The organism is Pseudomonas sp. SIMBA_041, from assembly GCF_046535095.1.
GTDB lineage: Bacteria > Pseudomonadota > Gammaproteobacteria > Pseudomonadales > Pseudomonadaceae > Aquipseudomonas > Aquipseudomonas mucoides.
The window spans coordinates 169521-185915 of sequence record NZ_JAWRXJ010000006.1 but is presented as its reverse complement, the minus strand read 5'-3'; the positions used below and the strand labels follow the sequence as shown (position 1 = coordinate 185915).

General features: G+C 59.6%; 11 protein-coding genes, 1 tRNA gene and 3 pseudogenes. 3 read left to right on the top strand and 12 right to left on the bottom strand.

What is annotated here, in order from left to right; genetic code table 11:
* Positions 1-3: 3 nt before the first annotated feature.
* The 8 genes and pseudogenes from SB725_RS16375 to SB725_RS16340 all read right to left on the bottom strand — a co-directional run.
* Positions 4-882: pseudogene (locus SB725_RS16375) on the bottom strand (methyl-accepting chemotaxis protein); the annotation flags it as partial.
* Between the two features lie 414 nt (positions 883-1296).
* Positions 1297-2034: pseudogene (locus SB725_RS16370) on the bottom strand (PAS domain-containing protein); the annotation flags it as partial.
* Positions 2035-2043: 9 nt separating this feature from the next.
* Positions 2044-2460, bottom strand: a pseudogene (locus SB725_RS16365) (PAS domain-containing protein); the annotation flags it as partial.
* Positions 2461-2638: 178 nt separating this feature from the next.
* The gene (locus SB725_RS16360) at positions 2639-4846 is read right to left on the bottom strand and encodes a chemotaxis protein CheA (RefSeq protein WP_410922256.1); all 2208 of its coding nucleotides are present in this window, start codon (positions 4844-4846) and stop codon (positions 2639-2641) included.
* A gap of 23 nt (positions 4847-4869) precedes the next feature.
* Entirely contained in the window at positions 4870-5196 is a 327-nt protein-coding gene (locus SB725_RS16355; RefSeq protein ID WP_027921611.1) for a lipid asymmetry maintenance protein MlaB, read from the bottom strand.
* 22 nt (positions 5197-5218) lie between these two features.
* Positions 5219-5587 carry a response regulator gene (locus SB725_RS16350; RefSeq protein WP_027921610.1) on the bottom strand — a complete coding sequence of 123 codons (369 nt, stop codon included), beginning with the start codon at positions 5585-5587 and terminating at the stop codon, positions 5219-5221.
* A 12-nt stretch (positions 5588-5599) separates the two neighbouring features.
* Positions 5600-6265 (bottom strand): methyl-accepting chemotaxis protein, encoded by a 666-nt coding sequence (locus SB725_RS16345; RefSeq protein WP_371258929.1) that lies wholly within the window; start codon positions 6263-6265, stop codon positions 5600-5602.
* 941 nt (positions 6266-7206) lie between these two features.
* Positions 7207-7282 (bottom strand) — tRNA-Asn (locus SB725_RS16340).
* A 228-nt stretch (positions 7283-7510) separates the two neighbouring features.
* Here SB725_RS16340 and SB725_RS16335 point away from each other — a divergent pair.
* Positions 7511-7741: a hypothetical protein gene (locus tag SB725_RS16335; protein WP_027921605.1), complete on the top strand. Its 231-nt coding sequence runs from the start codon at positions 7511-7513 to the stop codon at positions 7739-7741.
* Here SB725_RS16335 and SB725_RS16330 read toward each other — a convergent pair.
* A complete protein-coding gene (locus SB725_RS16330) occupies positions 7738-7938 on the bottom strand; it encodes a hypothetical protein (protein WP_410922255.1) in 201 nt (66 codons plus the stop codon). The genes SB725_RS16335 and SB725_RS16330 overlap by 4 nt on opposite strands.
* Positions 7939-8177: 239 nt before the next feature.
* Positions 8178-9374, bottom strand: coding sequence for an amino acid aminotransferase (locus tag SB725_RS16325; protein ID WP_027921603.1), 1197 nt, complete (start codon positions 9372-9374; stop codon positions 8178-8180).
* A 338-nt stretch (positions 9375-9712) separates the two neighbouring features.
* Here SB725_RS16325 and uvrB point away from each other — a divergent pair, with 338 nt between their 5' ends.
* Positions 9713-11728 carry an excinuclease ABC subunit UvrB gene (gene uvrB, locus SB725_RS16320; RefSeq protein ID WP_027921602.1) on the top strand — a complete coding sequence of 672 codons (2016 nt, stop codon included), beginning with the start codon at positions 9713-9715 and terminating at the stop codon, positions 11726-11728.
* An 89-nt stretch (positions 11729-11817) separates the two neighbouring features.
* Here the strand turns inward: uvrB and SB725_RS16315 are convergent, their stop codons facing one another.
* Positions 11818-13368: an MDR family MFS transporter gene (locus SB725_RS16315; RefSeq protein WP_410922254.1), complete on the bottom strand. Its 1551-nt coding sequence runs from the start codon at positions 13366-13368 to the stop codon at positions 11818-11820.
* Positions 13358-14407 (bottom strand): HlyD family secretion protein, encoded by a 1050-nt coding sequence (locus tag SB725_RS16310; protein WP_027921600.1) that lies wholly within the window; start codon positions 14405-14407, stop codon positions 13358-13360. The genes SB725_RS16315 and SB725_RS16310 overlap by 11 nt, the downstream gene beginning before the upstream one ends.
* 219 nt (positions 14408-14626) lie before the next feature.
* Between SB725_RS16310 and gltX the strand changes: the two genes are divergently transcribed.
* Positions 14627-16108, top strand: coding sequence for a glutamate--tRNA ligase (gene gltX / locus SB725_RS16305; protein ID WP_027921599.1), 1482 nt, complete (start codon positions 14627-14629; stop codon positions 16106-16108).
* Positions 16109-16395 lie beyond the last annotated feature (287 nt).

Below are 16395 nucleotides of genomic sequence, written 5' to 3'. Positions count from 1 at the left end.
CCGTTAAAACCGAGTGAATTCGGCTTCTGCGACGCTGCTGGTCGCGTAGTGAGTGGCCGCCCGGTGGGGCAGGTGCTTGGGAGGTTGTGGCGGTTTTTTGCCCGACAGCGTCCTGTGCGCGACGGCCTTGTGCAGGCTGTCGCTGACATCGGACTCCCGGGCAAAGAAGCTCATCGCCTGTTGCAGTTGTTCGGCCTGGCTGCTCATCTCCTCGGCGGTGGCGGCCAGTTCCTCACTGCTGGAGGCATTCTGCTGGGTGATCTGGTTCAGTTGGTTCATGGCCGTGTTGATCTGCGCCACCCCGGAAGATTGTTCTTCCGACGCTGCGCTGATCTCCTGCACCAGGTCTGAGGTCTTGTTGATCGAGGGCAGCATTTCGTTGAGCAATTTGCCGGCCTTCTCGGCCATCTCCACGCTACTGGAGGACAACTGGCCGATCTCCTGGGCCGCCACCTGGCTGCGCTCGGCGAGTTTGCGCACCTCGGCGGCGACGACGGCAAAGCCCTTGCCATGCTCGCCCGCCCGCGCGGCCTCGATGGCGGCGTTAAGCGCCAACAGGTTGGTCTGGTAGGCAATGTCGTCGATGATGCCGATGCGCTGGGCGATCTGTTTCATCGCGGCGACTGTCTGCTGTACCGATTCGCCACCCTCGGTGGCTTCCTTGGAGGCCTTGCTGGCCATGCCGTCGGTGACCTTGGCGTTTTCGGTGTTCTGATTGATGCTCGCGCTCATCTGCTCGATCGACGCGCTGGTTTCCTCGACGCTGGCCGCTTGTTCGCTGGTGGCCTGACTCATGGACTGGGCGGTGGCACTGACCTGTTCGGAGGCGGTAACCAACGCGTCCGCCGCGGCACTGACATCCTCGATAATCGTGGTCAGCTTCTCCGCCGTGGAATTTGCATCGTCTTTGACCTGAGTGAAGATCCCGGTCGACTCTCGCGTGATGCGCTGTCCGAGGTCGCCATTGGCAAGCCCGCTGAAGACACGACTGACATCCTCGATGACGTTCGAGAGTGCGTCACAGCTGGCATTCGCATCGTCTTTGACCTGGCCAAAGACACCCGAATAGTCGCGGGTGATGCGTTGTCCCAGGTCGCCCTTCGACATGGCGCCAAACAGGCGTCCCACGTCCGCGAAAATAACCCCGGTGGTTTCCATCAGCGAGTTGACGCCGGCGCATAGCACCTGGATCGGGCCGCTCTTACCTTCAAGGGGAATGCGTTGGCTCAGATCGCCATCCTTCGCCGCTGAAGTCACGTGCTGCGCTTGCTCTACCGCTTGCACCAGCATGTTGTTGGCATTGACCTGCGCCGTCACGTCGGTGGCATATTTGACGACTTTGAAGGGCTGGCCGTTCATGTCCATGATCGGGTTGTAGGAGGCTTGAATCCAGATCTCCTTGCCGCCTTTGCCAATGCGCTTGTACTCGCCAGCATCGAATTCACCACGCCCCAGCTTGTCCCAGAACACACGGTATTCTGGAGAGGCGCGGTAGACCGGGTCGGCAAACATGCTGTGATGTTGCCCCTTGATCTCGGCGAGGGTGTAGCCCAGCGTGTTCAGGAAGTTGTCGTTGGCGTGCAGAATCTTGCCGTCGAGCGAGAACTCGATCACCGCTTGTGCCTTGTTGATGGCGCTGAGCTGGCCGGCGAAATCGGCTGCCTGCAACTTGCTCTGGGTGATGTCAGTCGCATACTTGACGACTTTGAAGGGCTTGCCGTTCATGTCCATGATCGGGTTGTAAGAGGCTTGTATCCAGATTTCCCTGCCGCCCTTACCGATGCGTTTGTACTCACCGGCATCGAACTCACCGCGTCCGAGTTTTTCCCAGAACAGACGATATTCAGTCGAGGCGCGGTAGACGGGGTCGGCAAACATGCTGTGATGTTGCCCCTTGATCTCGGCGAGGGTGTAGCCCAACGTGTTCAGGAAGTTGTCGTTGGCGTGCAGAATCTTGCCGTCGAGCGAGAACTCGATCACCGCTTGCGCCTTGCCGATGGCGCTGAGCTGGCCGGCGAAATCGGCTGCCTGCAACTTGCTCTGGGTAATGTCAGTCGCGTACTTGACGACTTTGAAGGGCTTACCGTCCATGTCCATGATCGGGTTGTAGGAGGCTTGTATCCAGATTTCCTTGCCGCCTTTACCGATGCGTTTGTACTCGCCGGCATCGAATTCACCGCGCCCCAGTTTGTCCCAGAACAGGCGATATTCAGGGGACGCGCTGTAGGCCGGATCGGCAAACATGCTGTGATGTTGGCCCTTGATCTCGGCCAGGGTGTAGCCGACTGTGTTCAAGAAGTTGTCGTTGGCGTGCAAGATCCTGCCATCGAGTGAAAACTCAATGACGGCCTGTGCCTTGTTGATAGCGTCGATTTGCCCTTTTAAATCCGATAACAGCGCTTGCTCTTTAAGGCGATCTTCCTGGTTATAACTGAACCGATTAATTAAACGGGTGATCATTGATTGATTAGCCTGATTCATGACAACTCCCAATGAAGTTCAATTTTTTATTCGGTGGCCTGTTGCATCGCTTCAGATGTTATTGAGCAGGTCAGTCATGCGCCCCTTGTTCGACACGCGTCAGTTCCCCTTGAATCAGCGCTTTGCGCGTTCATCAACCGTGTTTTTCACGTCAGTTTCAGGCTTCAGCCAACGCCGGTTGCAGGTGGTTGTGTGCCTGCTGTTGGGTGACCTGTTGCAGCAAATTCGGTACATCGAGAATCAATGCCACCTCACCGTTGCCCAGAATGGTCGAGCCGCCGATGCCGCGCAGGGCGCTGAACAGCTTGCCCAGCGGTTTGATCACGGTCTGGAATTCACCTTGCAGTTCGTCCACCACCAAACCGGCTTTCTGTTCGCCGCAACGCACCACCACCACGTTCTCGCGTCGGCCCGGGCTGCCTTCGGCGTTGAACTGTTCACGCAGGTACACCAGCGGCAGCACTTCCCCCCGCAAGTTCAGGTAGCTGCGCTCGCGGGTGGCTTGGCGATCTTCTTCGGTCAACTCAAGGCACTCTTGCACCATGTCCAGAGGCACCACGTAAGTGGCCTGACCGACGCCCACCAGAAAGCCATCGATGATCGCCAGTGTCAGCGGCAGGCGGATGCGCACCCGGGTGCCCCGACCCGCCTGGCTGTCGAGGTCGACGCTGCCGCGCAGGGCAGTGATGTTGCGCTTGACCACGTCCATGCCGACGCCTCGGCCGGAGAGGTTGGTGACGGTCGCCGCGGTAGAGAAACCCGGCTCGAAAATCAGGTTGTAGATGTCCTGATCGGACGGTGTGGCGGTGGCGGAGAGCAGGCCGCGCTCGCGGGCCTTGTACAGGATGCGTTCGCGATCGAGTCCGGCGCCGTCATCGACGATCTCGATGACGATGCTGCCGGAGTCGTGGTAGGCGTTGAGGCTCAGCGTACCCGTTAGCGATTTACCCGCCGCCTGGCGAACCTCGGGCGATTCAATGCCGTGATCCATGGCGTTGCGCAGCAAGTGCATCAACGGATCGCCGATCTTTTCCACCACGGTCTTGTCCAGTTCGGTGTCGGCGCCGCTGATCTGCAGATCGATGTCCTTGCCCAGTTCGAGGCTGACATCGCGCACCACTCGCTGAAAGCGGTTAAATGTGTCGCCGATCGGCACCATGCGCAGGCGCAGGGCGCTGTCGCGGATTTCCTCGACCAGGCCTGAGACCCGGGAACTGGCTTCCTGCAGCGCATCGTTGTGGCTGCGCTGAGCCAGCAAGTTGGCGCCGGCTCCCGCAATGACCAACTCGCCGACCAGATTGATCAGCTCATCCAGCTTGTCCGCATCCACGCGAACGTAGCGGTTCTCTTTGCTCTTGCTCTCCTGGATCTGGCTTTGCTTGTTCAGGGCGGCCTGCACCAGTGCGGGCGTCACCGAGCGCTGCTCGACGAGGATTTCGCCCAGGGGGACAGCCGGGTTGTTGGATTCAACAGGGGCGCGTTGTGCGTGCAGGGCTTTTTCCAGTTCTTGCGGGGTCAGGGCGCCGCTGCTGACCAGCAGCTCACCCAGACGGGCCGCATCTTCCGGCAGCCGATCAATCAGCTCGATGTATTCGGCGATCTTGCTGTGCGGCGGGAGGATGTGGATCAGGCAATCGTCGCGCACAAAGTCGAAGGCTTCGGCGATGGCCGCTTTGTCCGCTGTGGACTGGTAGTCAATCTCGAAGCCCAGGTAGCAGGCTTCGGCATCCATGGCATCGGCCTGCGGCATGCCGTCGGCCAGGGTGGTGATGCGGACGATCTCGCCCTGGCTGTTGAGATAGCGCAGGAACGACAGCGGATCCATGCCATTGCGCAGCACGTCCTGGCCAAAGCGCAGCGAGATGTGCCAGAGGTCGGAGGCCACGCTGTCATCCGCGCAAACCTCGGTCAGATAATCGGTATTGAACGGCGCAATTGAGGTGGCGGGTGGCTCCAGCGCCAGCGAGTTGCCCTGGTAAGTGTTCAGGCGTTGGCGCAGGCCGCTTTCCCGAGTCTGTGCCGGGGTATCCAGCTGACCACCTTGGGCGGCAACCACGTTGACCAGCTCCAGCATATGGTCGCCGCATTCCAGCAGAAGGGCGACCAGTTCGCTATTGATACCGACCGCGCCGTCACGCACGCGATCGAGCACGTCTTCGACGATATGGGTGAAGCCAACGACCGGCTCCAGACCGAACAGCCCGGCCGAACCCTTGATGGTGTGCGCGGCACGAAAGATGGCGCCCAGGGTGTCGCTGTCGCCCGGTTCGCTCTCCAGTCGCAGCAACGACTCTTCCATATCCTGCAGCAGTTCGCGGGCTTCGGCGATGAAGGTTTGCAGGGCTTGATCGAGATTTATACTCACGCTGAATTCCTTTTACGCTGAGGTCAGCTAGCGGCCGAGTTGGAAATAACCAGAGGATCGCCAAAGAACGCAGCGAGGTTGCACAGGTCGAAGACTTCCAATACCGCGCGGCTGTGCCCAACCAGGCGCAAGGTCGTGCCGACGCGCGTGGCTTCGCGTTTGGCCAACAACAGTTGCTGCATGCCGGCGCCGTCCATCTCGCTGACCAGGGACAGGTCGATTTCCAGCTCGCCGGGCTCGGCCAGGTGGGGCAATAGCTGTGCCTTGAACTCGGCCGCGGTATAGATGTTCATCTCGCCTTCGATATGCAACTGGCACAGGCCGTTGGTTGTGGCTACGCGGATGTTCATGCTCGCCTCCGGATTCGGTCGATCAAGGCAGGATCAGTTTGGCGACGGCGGCCAGCATTTGTGCCGGCTGGAAGGGTTTGACCACCCAGGCCCTGGCCCCGGCAGCCTGGCCTTCCTGTTTCTTCGCTTCCTGGGATTCGGTGGTCAGCATGATGATCGGGGTGAATTTGTAATTGGCCAGCTTCTTAACCTCCTTGACCAGCGTGATGCCATCCATGTTGGGCATGTTCACATCGCTGATCATCAGGTGGATTTTCTGTCCGTTCAGCTTGGTCAGCGCATCCTTGCCATCGCTGGCCTCGATCACGTCGTAGCCAGCCCCCTTCAAGGCAATGCTGACCACCTGGCGTACGCTGCTGGAATCGTCGACGACCATTACGGTTTTAGCCATGCTGCTCTCCTGCTAGAAGAAAGTGATTTCCTGTTCCTTGGCGGCGCTGGAACTGTGTCCGTGATGGATTTGCCGTTGCTCATCGGTGGCGTAGGTCAGCTCCATGCTCGCCAACCAGGCTCGGGCATCGATCTGTTCCAGCTGATCCGGATTGCGCTGGCCGTTCTGCAGGTGCTGGTGCAAGGCCTGCATGTTGTCGCGAACATGGGAGAGGATCTGGCTGACGCGATCCTGGAATTGCAGGCCGATCAGGACCTCGCTGATTTCGTCACGGATGCCGACGCTCTCTTGCTGGAGTAACTCGGTAGAACCCGACAGGCGCTGGGTAATGCTGTGAAAACGGTCCAGCACATGTTGAATGCTGGCTTCGGAGGCGGAGACCGAGTGCTGGTCATTCGCTGCAGTGTCGTCGGCGACTTCGACCAGGCGGGTGATGGCGCTGTTGATGATGCCGACGGTGGCCGACATTTTTTTTCCGGTGTCGCTGGAGAGGCTCGACAAGCTGCGCACGGCATCGGCCACTACGGCGAAACCACGCCCGGCTTCACCTGCTCGTGCAGCTTCAATTGCGGCGTTCAGTGCCAGGAGGTTGGTTTGCGCAGCAATCGCCGCAACCTCTTTAGACATGCTGAGCAGTTCGCCGGTGTAGTCGGTGAGGCTGCGGACTTGTTCCAGCATCTGGTCGCGACTCAGTTGCGTGGCCTTGAGGGAGTTGACCACCTGCGTCAGTTCCGTTTCGCTCTGCGCGAGCACCACCACTGCGCCGCTCTGGGCATCGCCGGCCAGGCCGTCCGCCGCTTGTTGCGAAGTCTGTACGGCTTCTTCCAGCTTGCTGTAGATGCCTGAGAAGCGCTGGCTCAGCGTGACGATGGCCTGCTCGGTCTGGCTGCGGGAGTTCTCGATCTGCTTGGTCCAGATGGGCACCGCTTCCAGGCACACGGCCTCCAGACCGTTGGCTGCGGACGCGGCACTGGCGGCCTGGTGTTGGCTCAGGCTGCGGGCATGAGCCTGGCTCAACGCCTGGTCAAACAGCTTGCGCTGGCTGCGGACAATCCAGACGCTGGCAGCGCCGCCACTGGCGAGCAGGATCAGCGCGGCCGTTATCGGCAGTGCCGCCAACCCGGTCAAAACCAGGAGCGACACAGCGCCGCCCGAGGCAATGAACAGGACGGGCCAAACCAAGGAGGTGAAGTCAGGTCGAACGGAGGAATAATTGCGGTCAAAGTCATAAGAAGACAAGGGCTGGTCCTTATTCAAATCGCTCCATTCGAGCGGCTAAATGTGTCACCGATAGCGAAGTGTCTGTCCCTGTGCTTGCAGCTGAATCGTTTCAAATTCAAAGCCTTAGCCAGCGCTGGCACAGGTCATATTGCTTTGGAACTAATACAAAATGCTGCTGTCTTCGACGATAGCAGTAGGCCACTCTTTTGCAAGGCAGCCACTGCGTCAGCCAATGTTTTATTGCTGTTTTTTTGGTGCGGGCTGCTTATTTTTTGCGTGACTGCGAGGGGTTATTAATTGCGTTGCGGGGAAGGGCTGAGCGGAGGGCGAGTGGGACAACCCAATAAACAGGCACAAAAAAAGGCCAGCTAAGCGCTGACCTTTTTTGTGTATCTAGATGGCTCCACGACCTGGACTCGAACCAGGGACCCAGTGATTAACAGTCACTTGCTCTACCAACTGAGCTATCGCGGAATGGCGCCTATGTTACTGATTCAAAAAGAGAAGTCAAGCGCCTGCTAGCAACTTGGGCGATTCGTCGGGACAGGCGGTGGTTTATCGACCATGAGCGGTTACCAGAATCGTCCCAGAGGTCTACCATGGCTGCCCGGAAGTGGTCACACGCGCTACCGGCCATTCGCCGAAACAGGTATGCGCCATGAATCATTCAATCCTTGCACCTCACACAAACGAGGTGTTCGCATGAGCATCGCTCAGATCAGCTTGCCCAAAGGTGTCGGCCCTCACGCCGAAAAACTGCTCGACGCAATCACGCAGGCCAGCACGGCCGAGGATTTGAACCGTGCCGGTGGCAAGGCCGAGGGTTTTGTTTTGGGCCTGGAAAGTGCCAAGGCGATCAAGAGTCAGATTGCCGAGTCGCTTTATGTCGCCTATGACGACGCCGCCAGCCAGCGTGCTACCGAACTGGCTTAACCGCCTAACGTGAAGGTGCCGAGCATCATTTTGGCGTAGAGCGTCGCGGCGGCCAGTTGTACCAGCCACAAGGCCAGGCCGCCGAGAAACACACCCGCAGCGACTTGCAGTATCAGGTTATTCCCGCGTTTGGCCGGGGTGCGAGGGACGAAGTCGTCCAGCTCATCGCGGTCTGCGCGTAGGTCATCGTTTTTCATGTGGGTTCTCGTAAAAATTCTCGGGTGTACACAAAACCTGTAGGAGCCGGGCTTGCCCGCGATGGCGGTCGATCAGCCAACATTGATGTTAAATGTGATGGCCTCGTCGCGGGCAAGCCCGGCTCCCACAGTGGGATGGTGTGCAGTCTAGAGGGCTTGGCCGTCGGGTTGAGAGTTATCTGCGACAAATAAAAAACGGGAAGCCCATCGGCTTCCCGTTTTTCATATCACCGAACGACTCAGATCACCGCAACGATGGCCTTGGTCACTGCGTCGATGTTGCTCTGGTTCAACGCCGCCACGCAGATGCGGCCGGTGTCCAGGGCGTAGATGCCGAACTCGGTGCGCAGGCGGGTGACTTGCTCAACCGTCAGGCCGGAGTAAGAGAACATGCCACGCTGACGGCCGACGAAGCTGAAGTCGCGCTGCGGGGCGTTTTTCGCCAGGGTGTCGACCATTTGAATGCGCATGCCGCGAATCCGCAGGCGCATTTCAGCCAGTTCTTCTTCCCACTGGGCGCGCAGGACCGGGCTGTTCAATACCGCGGCGACGATGCTTGCACCGTGGGTTGGCGGGTTGGAGTAGTTGGTGCGGATCACGCGTTTGACTTGCGACAGCACGCGCGCGCTTTCTTCTTTCGATTCGCTGACGATCGACAGGGCGCCAACGCGCTCGCCGTACAGCGAGAACGATTTGGAGAACGAGCTGGACACAAAGAAGGTCAGGCCCGATTCAGCGAACAGGCGCACAGCGGCGGCGTCTTCGTCGATGCCGTCGCCAAAGCCCTGGTAAGCCATGTCTAGGAACGGTACGTGGCCTTTGGCTTTAACCACTTCCAGCACGTTGTTCCAGTCCGCCGGGCTCAGGTCCACGCCGGTCGGGTTGTGGCAGCAGGCGTGCAGCACAACGATCGAGCCGGAGGGCAGGGCGTTCAAGTCTTCCAGCAGGCCGACGCGGTTTACGTCGTGGGTCGCGGCGTCGTAATAGCGGTAGTTCTGCACCGGGAAACCAGCGGTTTCGAACAGGGCGCGGTGGTTTTCCCAGCTCGGGTCGCTGATCGCCACGACAGCGTTCGGCAGCAGTTGCTTGAGGAAGTCGGCGCCGATTTTCAGTGCACCGGTACCGCCCACAGCCTGGGTGGTGATGACGCGGCCAGCGGCGATCAGTGGCGAGTCATTGCCGAACAGCAGTTTCTGCACGGCCTGGTCGTAGGCGGCGATACCGTCGATTGGCAAGTAGCCACGGGAAGCGTGTTGAGCGACGCGAATCGTCTCGGCTTCGACAACGGCGCGCAGGAGTGGAATTTTCCCCTCCTCGTTGCAGTAAACACCGACTCCCAGGTTGACCTTGTTGGTACGGGTATCGGCGTTGAATGCTTCGTTGAGGCCCAGGATTGGATCGCGTGGTGCCATTTCGACAGCGGAGAACAGGCTCATTTTTGCGGCGGCTCTGAATGGAGTGTGGAGGGACGTGTGGCGCTCCAGCCGAATGCACTAGAGCGGTGCACAAACGGGGAGCTAGTATAGAGGCCATCAGCGACCGATGGCGACAGACGTTTCGGCTTTTTCGCTAAGTTTTTCCGATTATTTTTCGACCGTTAGTCGATTGCCGTCGTCAAAGGATTCACGGGATGTAGGACGTTTGCCTTGAAAGAGCAGGCAATCGACTCCACATTGAGCACAATCCAGTTTTTTCCTCGGGCGACGTCGGTCGTTTGCGGTCTTTCTCGTTGCTGTCCGGTTTGACCGGTCAGGCGCGACCCCAGGGGTATTGAATGTCTGAATTCCAGCTAGTCACCCGCTTCGAGCCCGCCGGCGATCAGCCGGAAGCCATCCGCCTGATGGTCGAGGGTATCGAAGCCGGGCTGGCGCACCAGACGTTGCTCGGTGTGACCGGTTCCGGCAAGACCTTCAGCATCGCCAACGTGATCGCGCAAGTGCAGCGTCCGACCCTGGTGCTGGCGCCGAACAAGACCCTGGCCGCGCAGTTATACGGCGAGTTCAAGGCGTTCTTCCCGAACAACGCCGTCGAATACTTCGTTTCCTACTACGACTACTACCAGCCCGAAGCCTACGTACCGTCGTCCGACACCTTCATCGAGAAGGATGCCTCGATCAACGACCACATCGAGCAGATGCGCCTGTCCGCGACCAAGGCGTTGCTGGAGCGCAAAGACGCGATCATCGTCACCACCGTGTCGTGCATCTACGGTCTGGGCAGCCCGGAAACCTATTTGAAGATGGTGTTGCACGTGGATCGCGGCGACAAACTCGATCAGCGTGCCTTGCTGCGTCGCCTGGCGGACCTGCAATACACCCGCAACGACATGGATTTCGCCCGTGCAACCTTCCGGGTGCGTGGCGATGTGATCGATATCCACCCGGCGGAATCCGATTTCGAAGCGATCCGCATCGAGCTGTTCGATGACGAAGTGGAAAGCCTGTCCGCCTTCGATCCGCTGACCGGCGAAGTGATTCGCAAACTGCCGCGCTTCACGTTTTATCCGAAAAGCCACTACGTGACGCCACGAGAAACCCTGCTGGGTGCCGTCGAAGGGATCAAGGTCGAGTTGCAGGAGCGTCTGGATTACCTGCGCACCAACAACAAGCTTGTCGAGGCTCAGCGTCTTGAGCAACGTACGCGCTTCGATCTGGAGATGATTCTCGAACTGGGTTATTGCAACGGTATCGAAAACTACTCGCGCTACCTGTCCGGCCGTGAATCGGGCCAGGCGCCACCCACGTTGTTCGACTACCTGCCGGCCGACGCCTTGCTGGTAATCGACGAATCCCACGTCAGCGTGCCGCAGGTCGGCGCCATGTATAAGGGCGACCGTTCGCGTAAAGAGACGCTGGTGGAATACGGTTTCCGTCTGCCGTCGGCGCTGGATAACCGGCCGATGCGTTTCGACGAATTCGAAAGCATCAGCCCGCAGACGATTTTTGTCTCGGCGACGCCCGGCAATTACGAGGCGGAACATGCGGGGCGTGTCGTTGAGCAACTGGTGCGTCCGACGGGGCTGGTCGATCCTCAGATCGAAATCCGTCCGGCGCTGACTCAGGTCGACGACTTGCTCTCGGAAATCGGCAAGCGCGTCGCGCTCGAAGAGCGGGTGCTGGTCACGACCCTGACCAAGCGCATGTCCGAAGACTTGACCGATTACCTGGCCGACCACGGCGTTCGCGTGCGTTACCTGCACTCGGACATCGACACCGTGGAGCGGGTCGAAATCATTCGCGATTTGCGCCTCGGTACGTTCGATGTGCTGGTGGGGATCAACCTGCTGCGTGAAGGCCTGGATATGCCGGAAGTGTCGCTGGTGGCGATTCTCGATGCGGACAAGGAAGGCTTCCTGCGCTCCGAGCGTTCGCTGATCCAGACCATCGGCCGGGCGGCGCGTAACCTCAACGGTCGGGCGATTTTGTATGCAGATCGCATCACCGGCTCCATGGAGCGGGCGATCGGCGAAACCGAGCGTCGTCGCGACAAACAGATCGCCTTCAACCTGGCCAACGGCATCACGCCAAAGGGCGTGTTCAAGGACGTCGCCGACATCATGGAAGGCGCCACTGTGCCGGGCTCGCGCAGCAAGAAGCGCAAAGGCATGGCCAAGGCTGCAGAAGAGAGCGCCAAGTACGAAGCGCAATTGCGCTCGCCGGGTGAGATCGCCAAGCGGATTAAAGCCCTGGAAGAGAAGATGTACGCGTTGGCGCGTGATCTGGAGTTTGAAGCGGCGGCGCAGATGCGCGATGAGATTGGCAAGTTGCGGGAGCGGTTGATCACTGTCTGATATTTGCAGCGCCTGTCATGCCGCCATCGCGATCAAGCTCGGTTCCTGCGGTAGGAGCCGAGCTTGCTCGCGATGCTTGCGCCTCGCTCTCAGTGTGCTTCCCCAGCCTTAATCCCCTCCGGCAATTTCTTGGTCAACAAGATCGCCAGCATGCTCACCCCCAACGCAATCCCGACAAAGTGAAACGCATCGTTGTAGGCCATGATTGACGCCTGCTGATGCGCAATCTCACTGATTTTCCCCAGTGCCGCCGTCTCATTGCCCAGTCGGTCTGCCATCGACGCCAGTCGCTCGGCCACCTGCGGATTGCTCGGCACGATGGCTTCACGCAAATAATCAAAGTAGGTCTTTGTTCGCGCATCCAGCAGGGTGGCGAGGAGGGCGATGCCAATCGCACCGCCGAGGTTGCGCAGGATGTTGAACAGGCTCGACGCCGAACCCGCGTCCTGCGGCAGGATGTATGCGGTGGCGATCAGCGAAATGGTGACCATGATCAGTGGCTGACCGAGCGCGCGGATGATCTGGATCTGATTGAATTGCGGTCCGGCGAAGTCCGGGTTCAGTACCCCCGATGAAAAACTCGCCAGCCCGAACAGTCCAAATCCCAGCGTGCACAGCCATTTCGGCGAAATGTACTTCATCAATTTGGGCACCAGCGGAATCAGAAACAGCTGCGGCACGCCCATCCACATGATCACTTCGCCGATCTGCAGGGCGTTGTAGTTCTGGATCTGCGCCAGGTACAGCGGCAACAGGTAAATCGAGCCATACAACCCGACCCCCATCCCCAGGCTGGAAATACTCGACAGGCCAAAGTTGCGGTTGCGCAGGATGCCGAGGTTGATCAGCGGGTTGGGTTTGGAAAACTGCACAATCACAAAGGTGATCAGGCTGATCAGCGCAATGCTGCCCAGGGTCACGATCAGGTTCGACTCCAGCCAGTCCTTGCGATGGCCTTCCTCCAGAAATACCTGCAAACAACCGAGCCCGACGCCGAGGGTGAGAATGCCCATGTAATCGGTGCTTTTCAGCAATTCCCAGTGCGCTTCCTTCTTCTCCAGGCCGTACATCAGGCCCGCAATCATGATCAGGCCTGGTGGCACGTTGATGTAGAAGATGTATTCCCAACCCCAATTCTCGGTCAGCCAGCCGCCCAGCGTCGGGCCGATCGAGGGCGCGAAGGTGGCAGTCATGGCGAACATGGCCATGCCTTTGGCGCGGTGATGTTCCGGGAGTTTGATCAGCGTCAGGGTGAATGCCAGCGGGATCAGCGCGCCGCCGGTGAAGCCCTGCATGGCGCGAAAGACGATCATGCTTTCCAGGCTCCACGCCATGGAGCACAGCAGCGAGGAGGCGAGGAAACCCAATGACACCCACACCGCCAGTCGCCGCGCCGACAGCAACTGCACCAGCCAGGCGGTCAGCGGAATCATGATGATTTCCGCTACCAGGTACGAGGTGGAAATCCACGAGCCTTCTTCCAGGGTGGCCGACAGGGCGCCCTGAATATCCTTGAGCGACGAGTTGGTGATCTGGATGTCGAGCACGGCCATGAAGGCGCCGAGCATCACGCTCATGACCGCGATCCAGTCCCGTCGGGTCGGTTCGTCGGCCGGGCGGATCAGTTGATCACCGGCCATCGTCAGGGGCGTCTTTGATGTTCACTTTGGCGGTGACTGACATGCCCGGGCGGATCTTGCCGCGCAGCGGATTGTCCGCGTCGAACGTCAGTTTTACCGGAATCCGTTGTACGACTTTGGTGAAGTTGCCCGTGGCATTGTCCGGTGGCAACAGGCTGAACTGCGCGCCCGACGCGGCGAACAGGCTGTCGACGCGGGCCTTGATCGGCGTGTCGCTGTAGGCGTCGAAGGTCAGCTCGGCGCTCTGGCCGGGCTGCATGTGGCCAATCTGGGTTTCCTTGAAGTTGGCCTGAATCCAGATGTCCTGGTCCGGGACGATCGACAGCAAATACGCGCCGGCCTGCACCACTTGGCCCTCGCGGGCGGCGCGCTGGCCAATCAGGCCGCTGATCGGCGCGTGGATTTCGCTGCGGGTCAGGTTCAGTTCGGCTTGCGCCAGGTCGGCCTTGGCGTTGGCGATCTGTGCGTCGAGGCGCTTGATCTCGGCATTCAGGGCGTTGACCTGCTGGCGCTGGCCTTGAGCGTCGGCCTGGGCCTTGGCCACTTGCGAGCGGGCGATGTGGTTGTCGGCGGACAGGGTGGTCACCCGTTCTTCCGAGATGTAGCCGGGTTTGCGCAAGGTCTGGGCGCGGGTCAAATCGATCAGCGAGCGGCCGAGGCTGGCCTGGCTGGATGCCACTTGCGCTTCGCTGGCGGCGATCAGGCTGGATTGCTGGGTCAGTTTGCTTTGCGCTTGCAGGCGTTCGGCCTGACGGGTGGCGAGGGTCGCGTTGGCGCGGTCGACGGCGAGGTCGAAATCGGCGCCTTCGAGCTTGATCAGCAACTGGCCTTTCTCGACGTGCTCGTTGTCGTGCACCAGCACCTGGTCGATGCGCGCGCCCAACTGGCTCGAGACACGGGTGATCTCGCCCTGGACATAGGCGTTGTCGGTGCTTTCATAAAACCGTCCCTTGAAGAACCACTGGGCAAAGAAGCCCCCGGCAATCAGCAGGACAATCAACAGGAAAATAAACAGGCGACGCTTGAGTTGGGCAGGCATGGGGCAGACTGTAGTCGAGAAATTGTAAGGAAAGTTAACAGCTGGTGAATCTGTCATACAGCCGACAAGCGGTAAATGCCATCGGCTGATATTCGGCCATTCACCAGGGTATACGCGCGTTGTAGGCGCAAACTTGGCTTAAATGCCCTGCTCACTGGAGCCGGGCGGGTATCGCCTGTTACCATTCGCCCTTTGTTTTATCTTCATTCGAGACTTGCCATGACCACCGTCCGCACGCGCATCGCGCCATCGCCTACCGGGGACCCCCACGTAGGTACCGCTTACATCGCTTTGTTCAACTACTGCTTTGCCAAGCAGCATGGCGGTGAGTTCATCCTGCGGATCGAAGACACCGACCAATTGCGTTCGACCCGCGAGTCCGAACAGCAGATTTTCGACGCCCTGCGCTGGTTGGGCATCGACTGGAGCGAAGGCCCGGACGTCGGTGGCCCGCACGGTCCATACCGGCAGAGCGAGCGCGGCGATATTTATCAGAAGTATTGCCAGCAACTGGTTGAAATGGGCCATGCCTTCCCGTGCTTCTGCACCGCCGAAGAGCTGGACCAGATGCGCGCCGAGCAAATGGCTCGCGGCGAAACCCCGCGTTACGACGGCCGTGCGCTGTTGCTGTCCAAGGAAGAAGTCGCGCGCCGCCTGGCCGCTGGCGAACCTCACGTGATCCGCATGAAAGTGCCGAGCGAAGGCGTGTGCGTGGTGCCGGACATGCTGCGTGGCGATGTCGAGATCCCGTGGGATCGCATGGACATGCAAGTGCTGATGAAGACCGACGGCTTGCCGACGTACTTCCTGGCCAACGTGGTCGACGACCACCTGATGGGCATCACCCACGTCTTGCGCGGCGAAGAGTGGCTGCCGTCGGCGCCTAAACTGATCCTGCTTTACGAGTACTTCGGCTGGGAACAACCGGAGCTGTGCTACATGCCGCTGCTGCGTAACCCGGACAAGAGCAAGCTGTCCAAGCGCAAGAACCCGACCTCGGTGACGTTCTACGAGCGCATGGGCTTCATGCCGGAAGCGATGCTCAACTACCTGGGGCGCATGGGCTGGTCGATGCCGGACGAGCGCGAGAAGTTCTCGTTGCAGGAAATGGTCGATCACTTCGACCTGAGCCGTGTGTCGCTGGGCGGGCCGATTTTCGACATCGAGAAACTGTCCTGGCTCAACGGCCAGTGGCTGCGTGACCTGCCGGTGGAAGAGTTCGCTGCGCGCCTGCAGACCTGGGCGCTGAACCCTGAGTACATGATGAAGATCGCGCCGCACGTTCAGGGCCGGGTTGAAACTTTCAGCCAGGTGGCTCCGCTGGCCGGGTTCTTCTTTGCCGGTGGCGTGAATCCGGATGCCAAGCTGTTCGAATCCAAGAAGCTTTCGGGCGATCAGGTGCGTCAGTTGATGCAGTTGATCCTGTGGAAGCTGGAAAGCCTGCGTCAGTGGGAGAAGGACAGCATCACTGCGACGATTCAGGCGGTGGTTGAATCGCTGGAGCTGAAGCTGCGTGACGCCATGCCGTTGATGTTTGCCGCGATCACTGGCCAAGCCAGCTCGGTGTCGGTGCTGGATGCGATGGAAATCCTCGGTCCGGACCTGACTCGTTTCCGTTTGCGTCAGGCGATTGACCTGCTGGGCGGCGTGTCGAAGAAAGAAAACAAGGAATGGGAAAAACTCTTGGGCAACATCGCCTGACAGACTCGCTCTTCGGCGTTCACGCGTAATTGATGACGTTCACCTGTAGCAGCTGCCGAAGGCTGCGTCGGGCTGCGGAGCGGCCCTTGAGGGCCGCCACCCAATGGGATGGCGAGCGCTGCGCACTCGAACACAGTCTGCGGCAGCTACTACAGGAGCGGATACACCCCCGGATTTACGGGGGAGGGCGGTAAGTGATTGTTATGTCGGCAAAAAACTTTGAAATATTTTAAAAATAAGTTTGACAGCTTTTCGATCCGCCATTAAGATTCGCCCCGTCCTCAGCG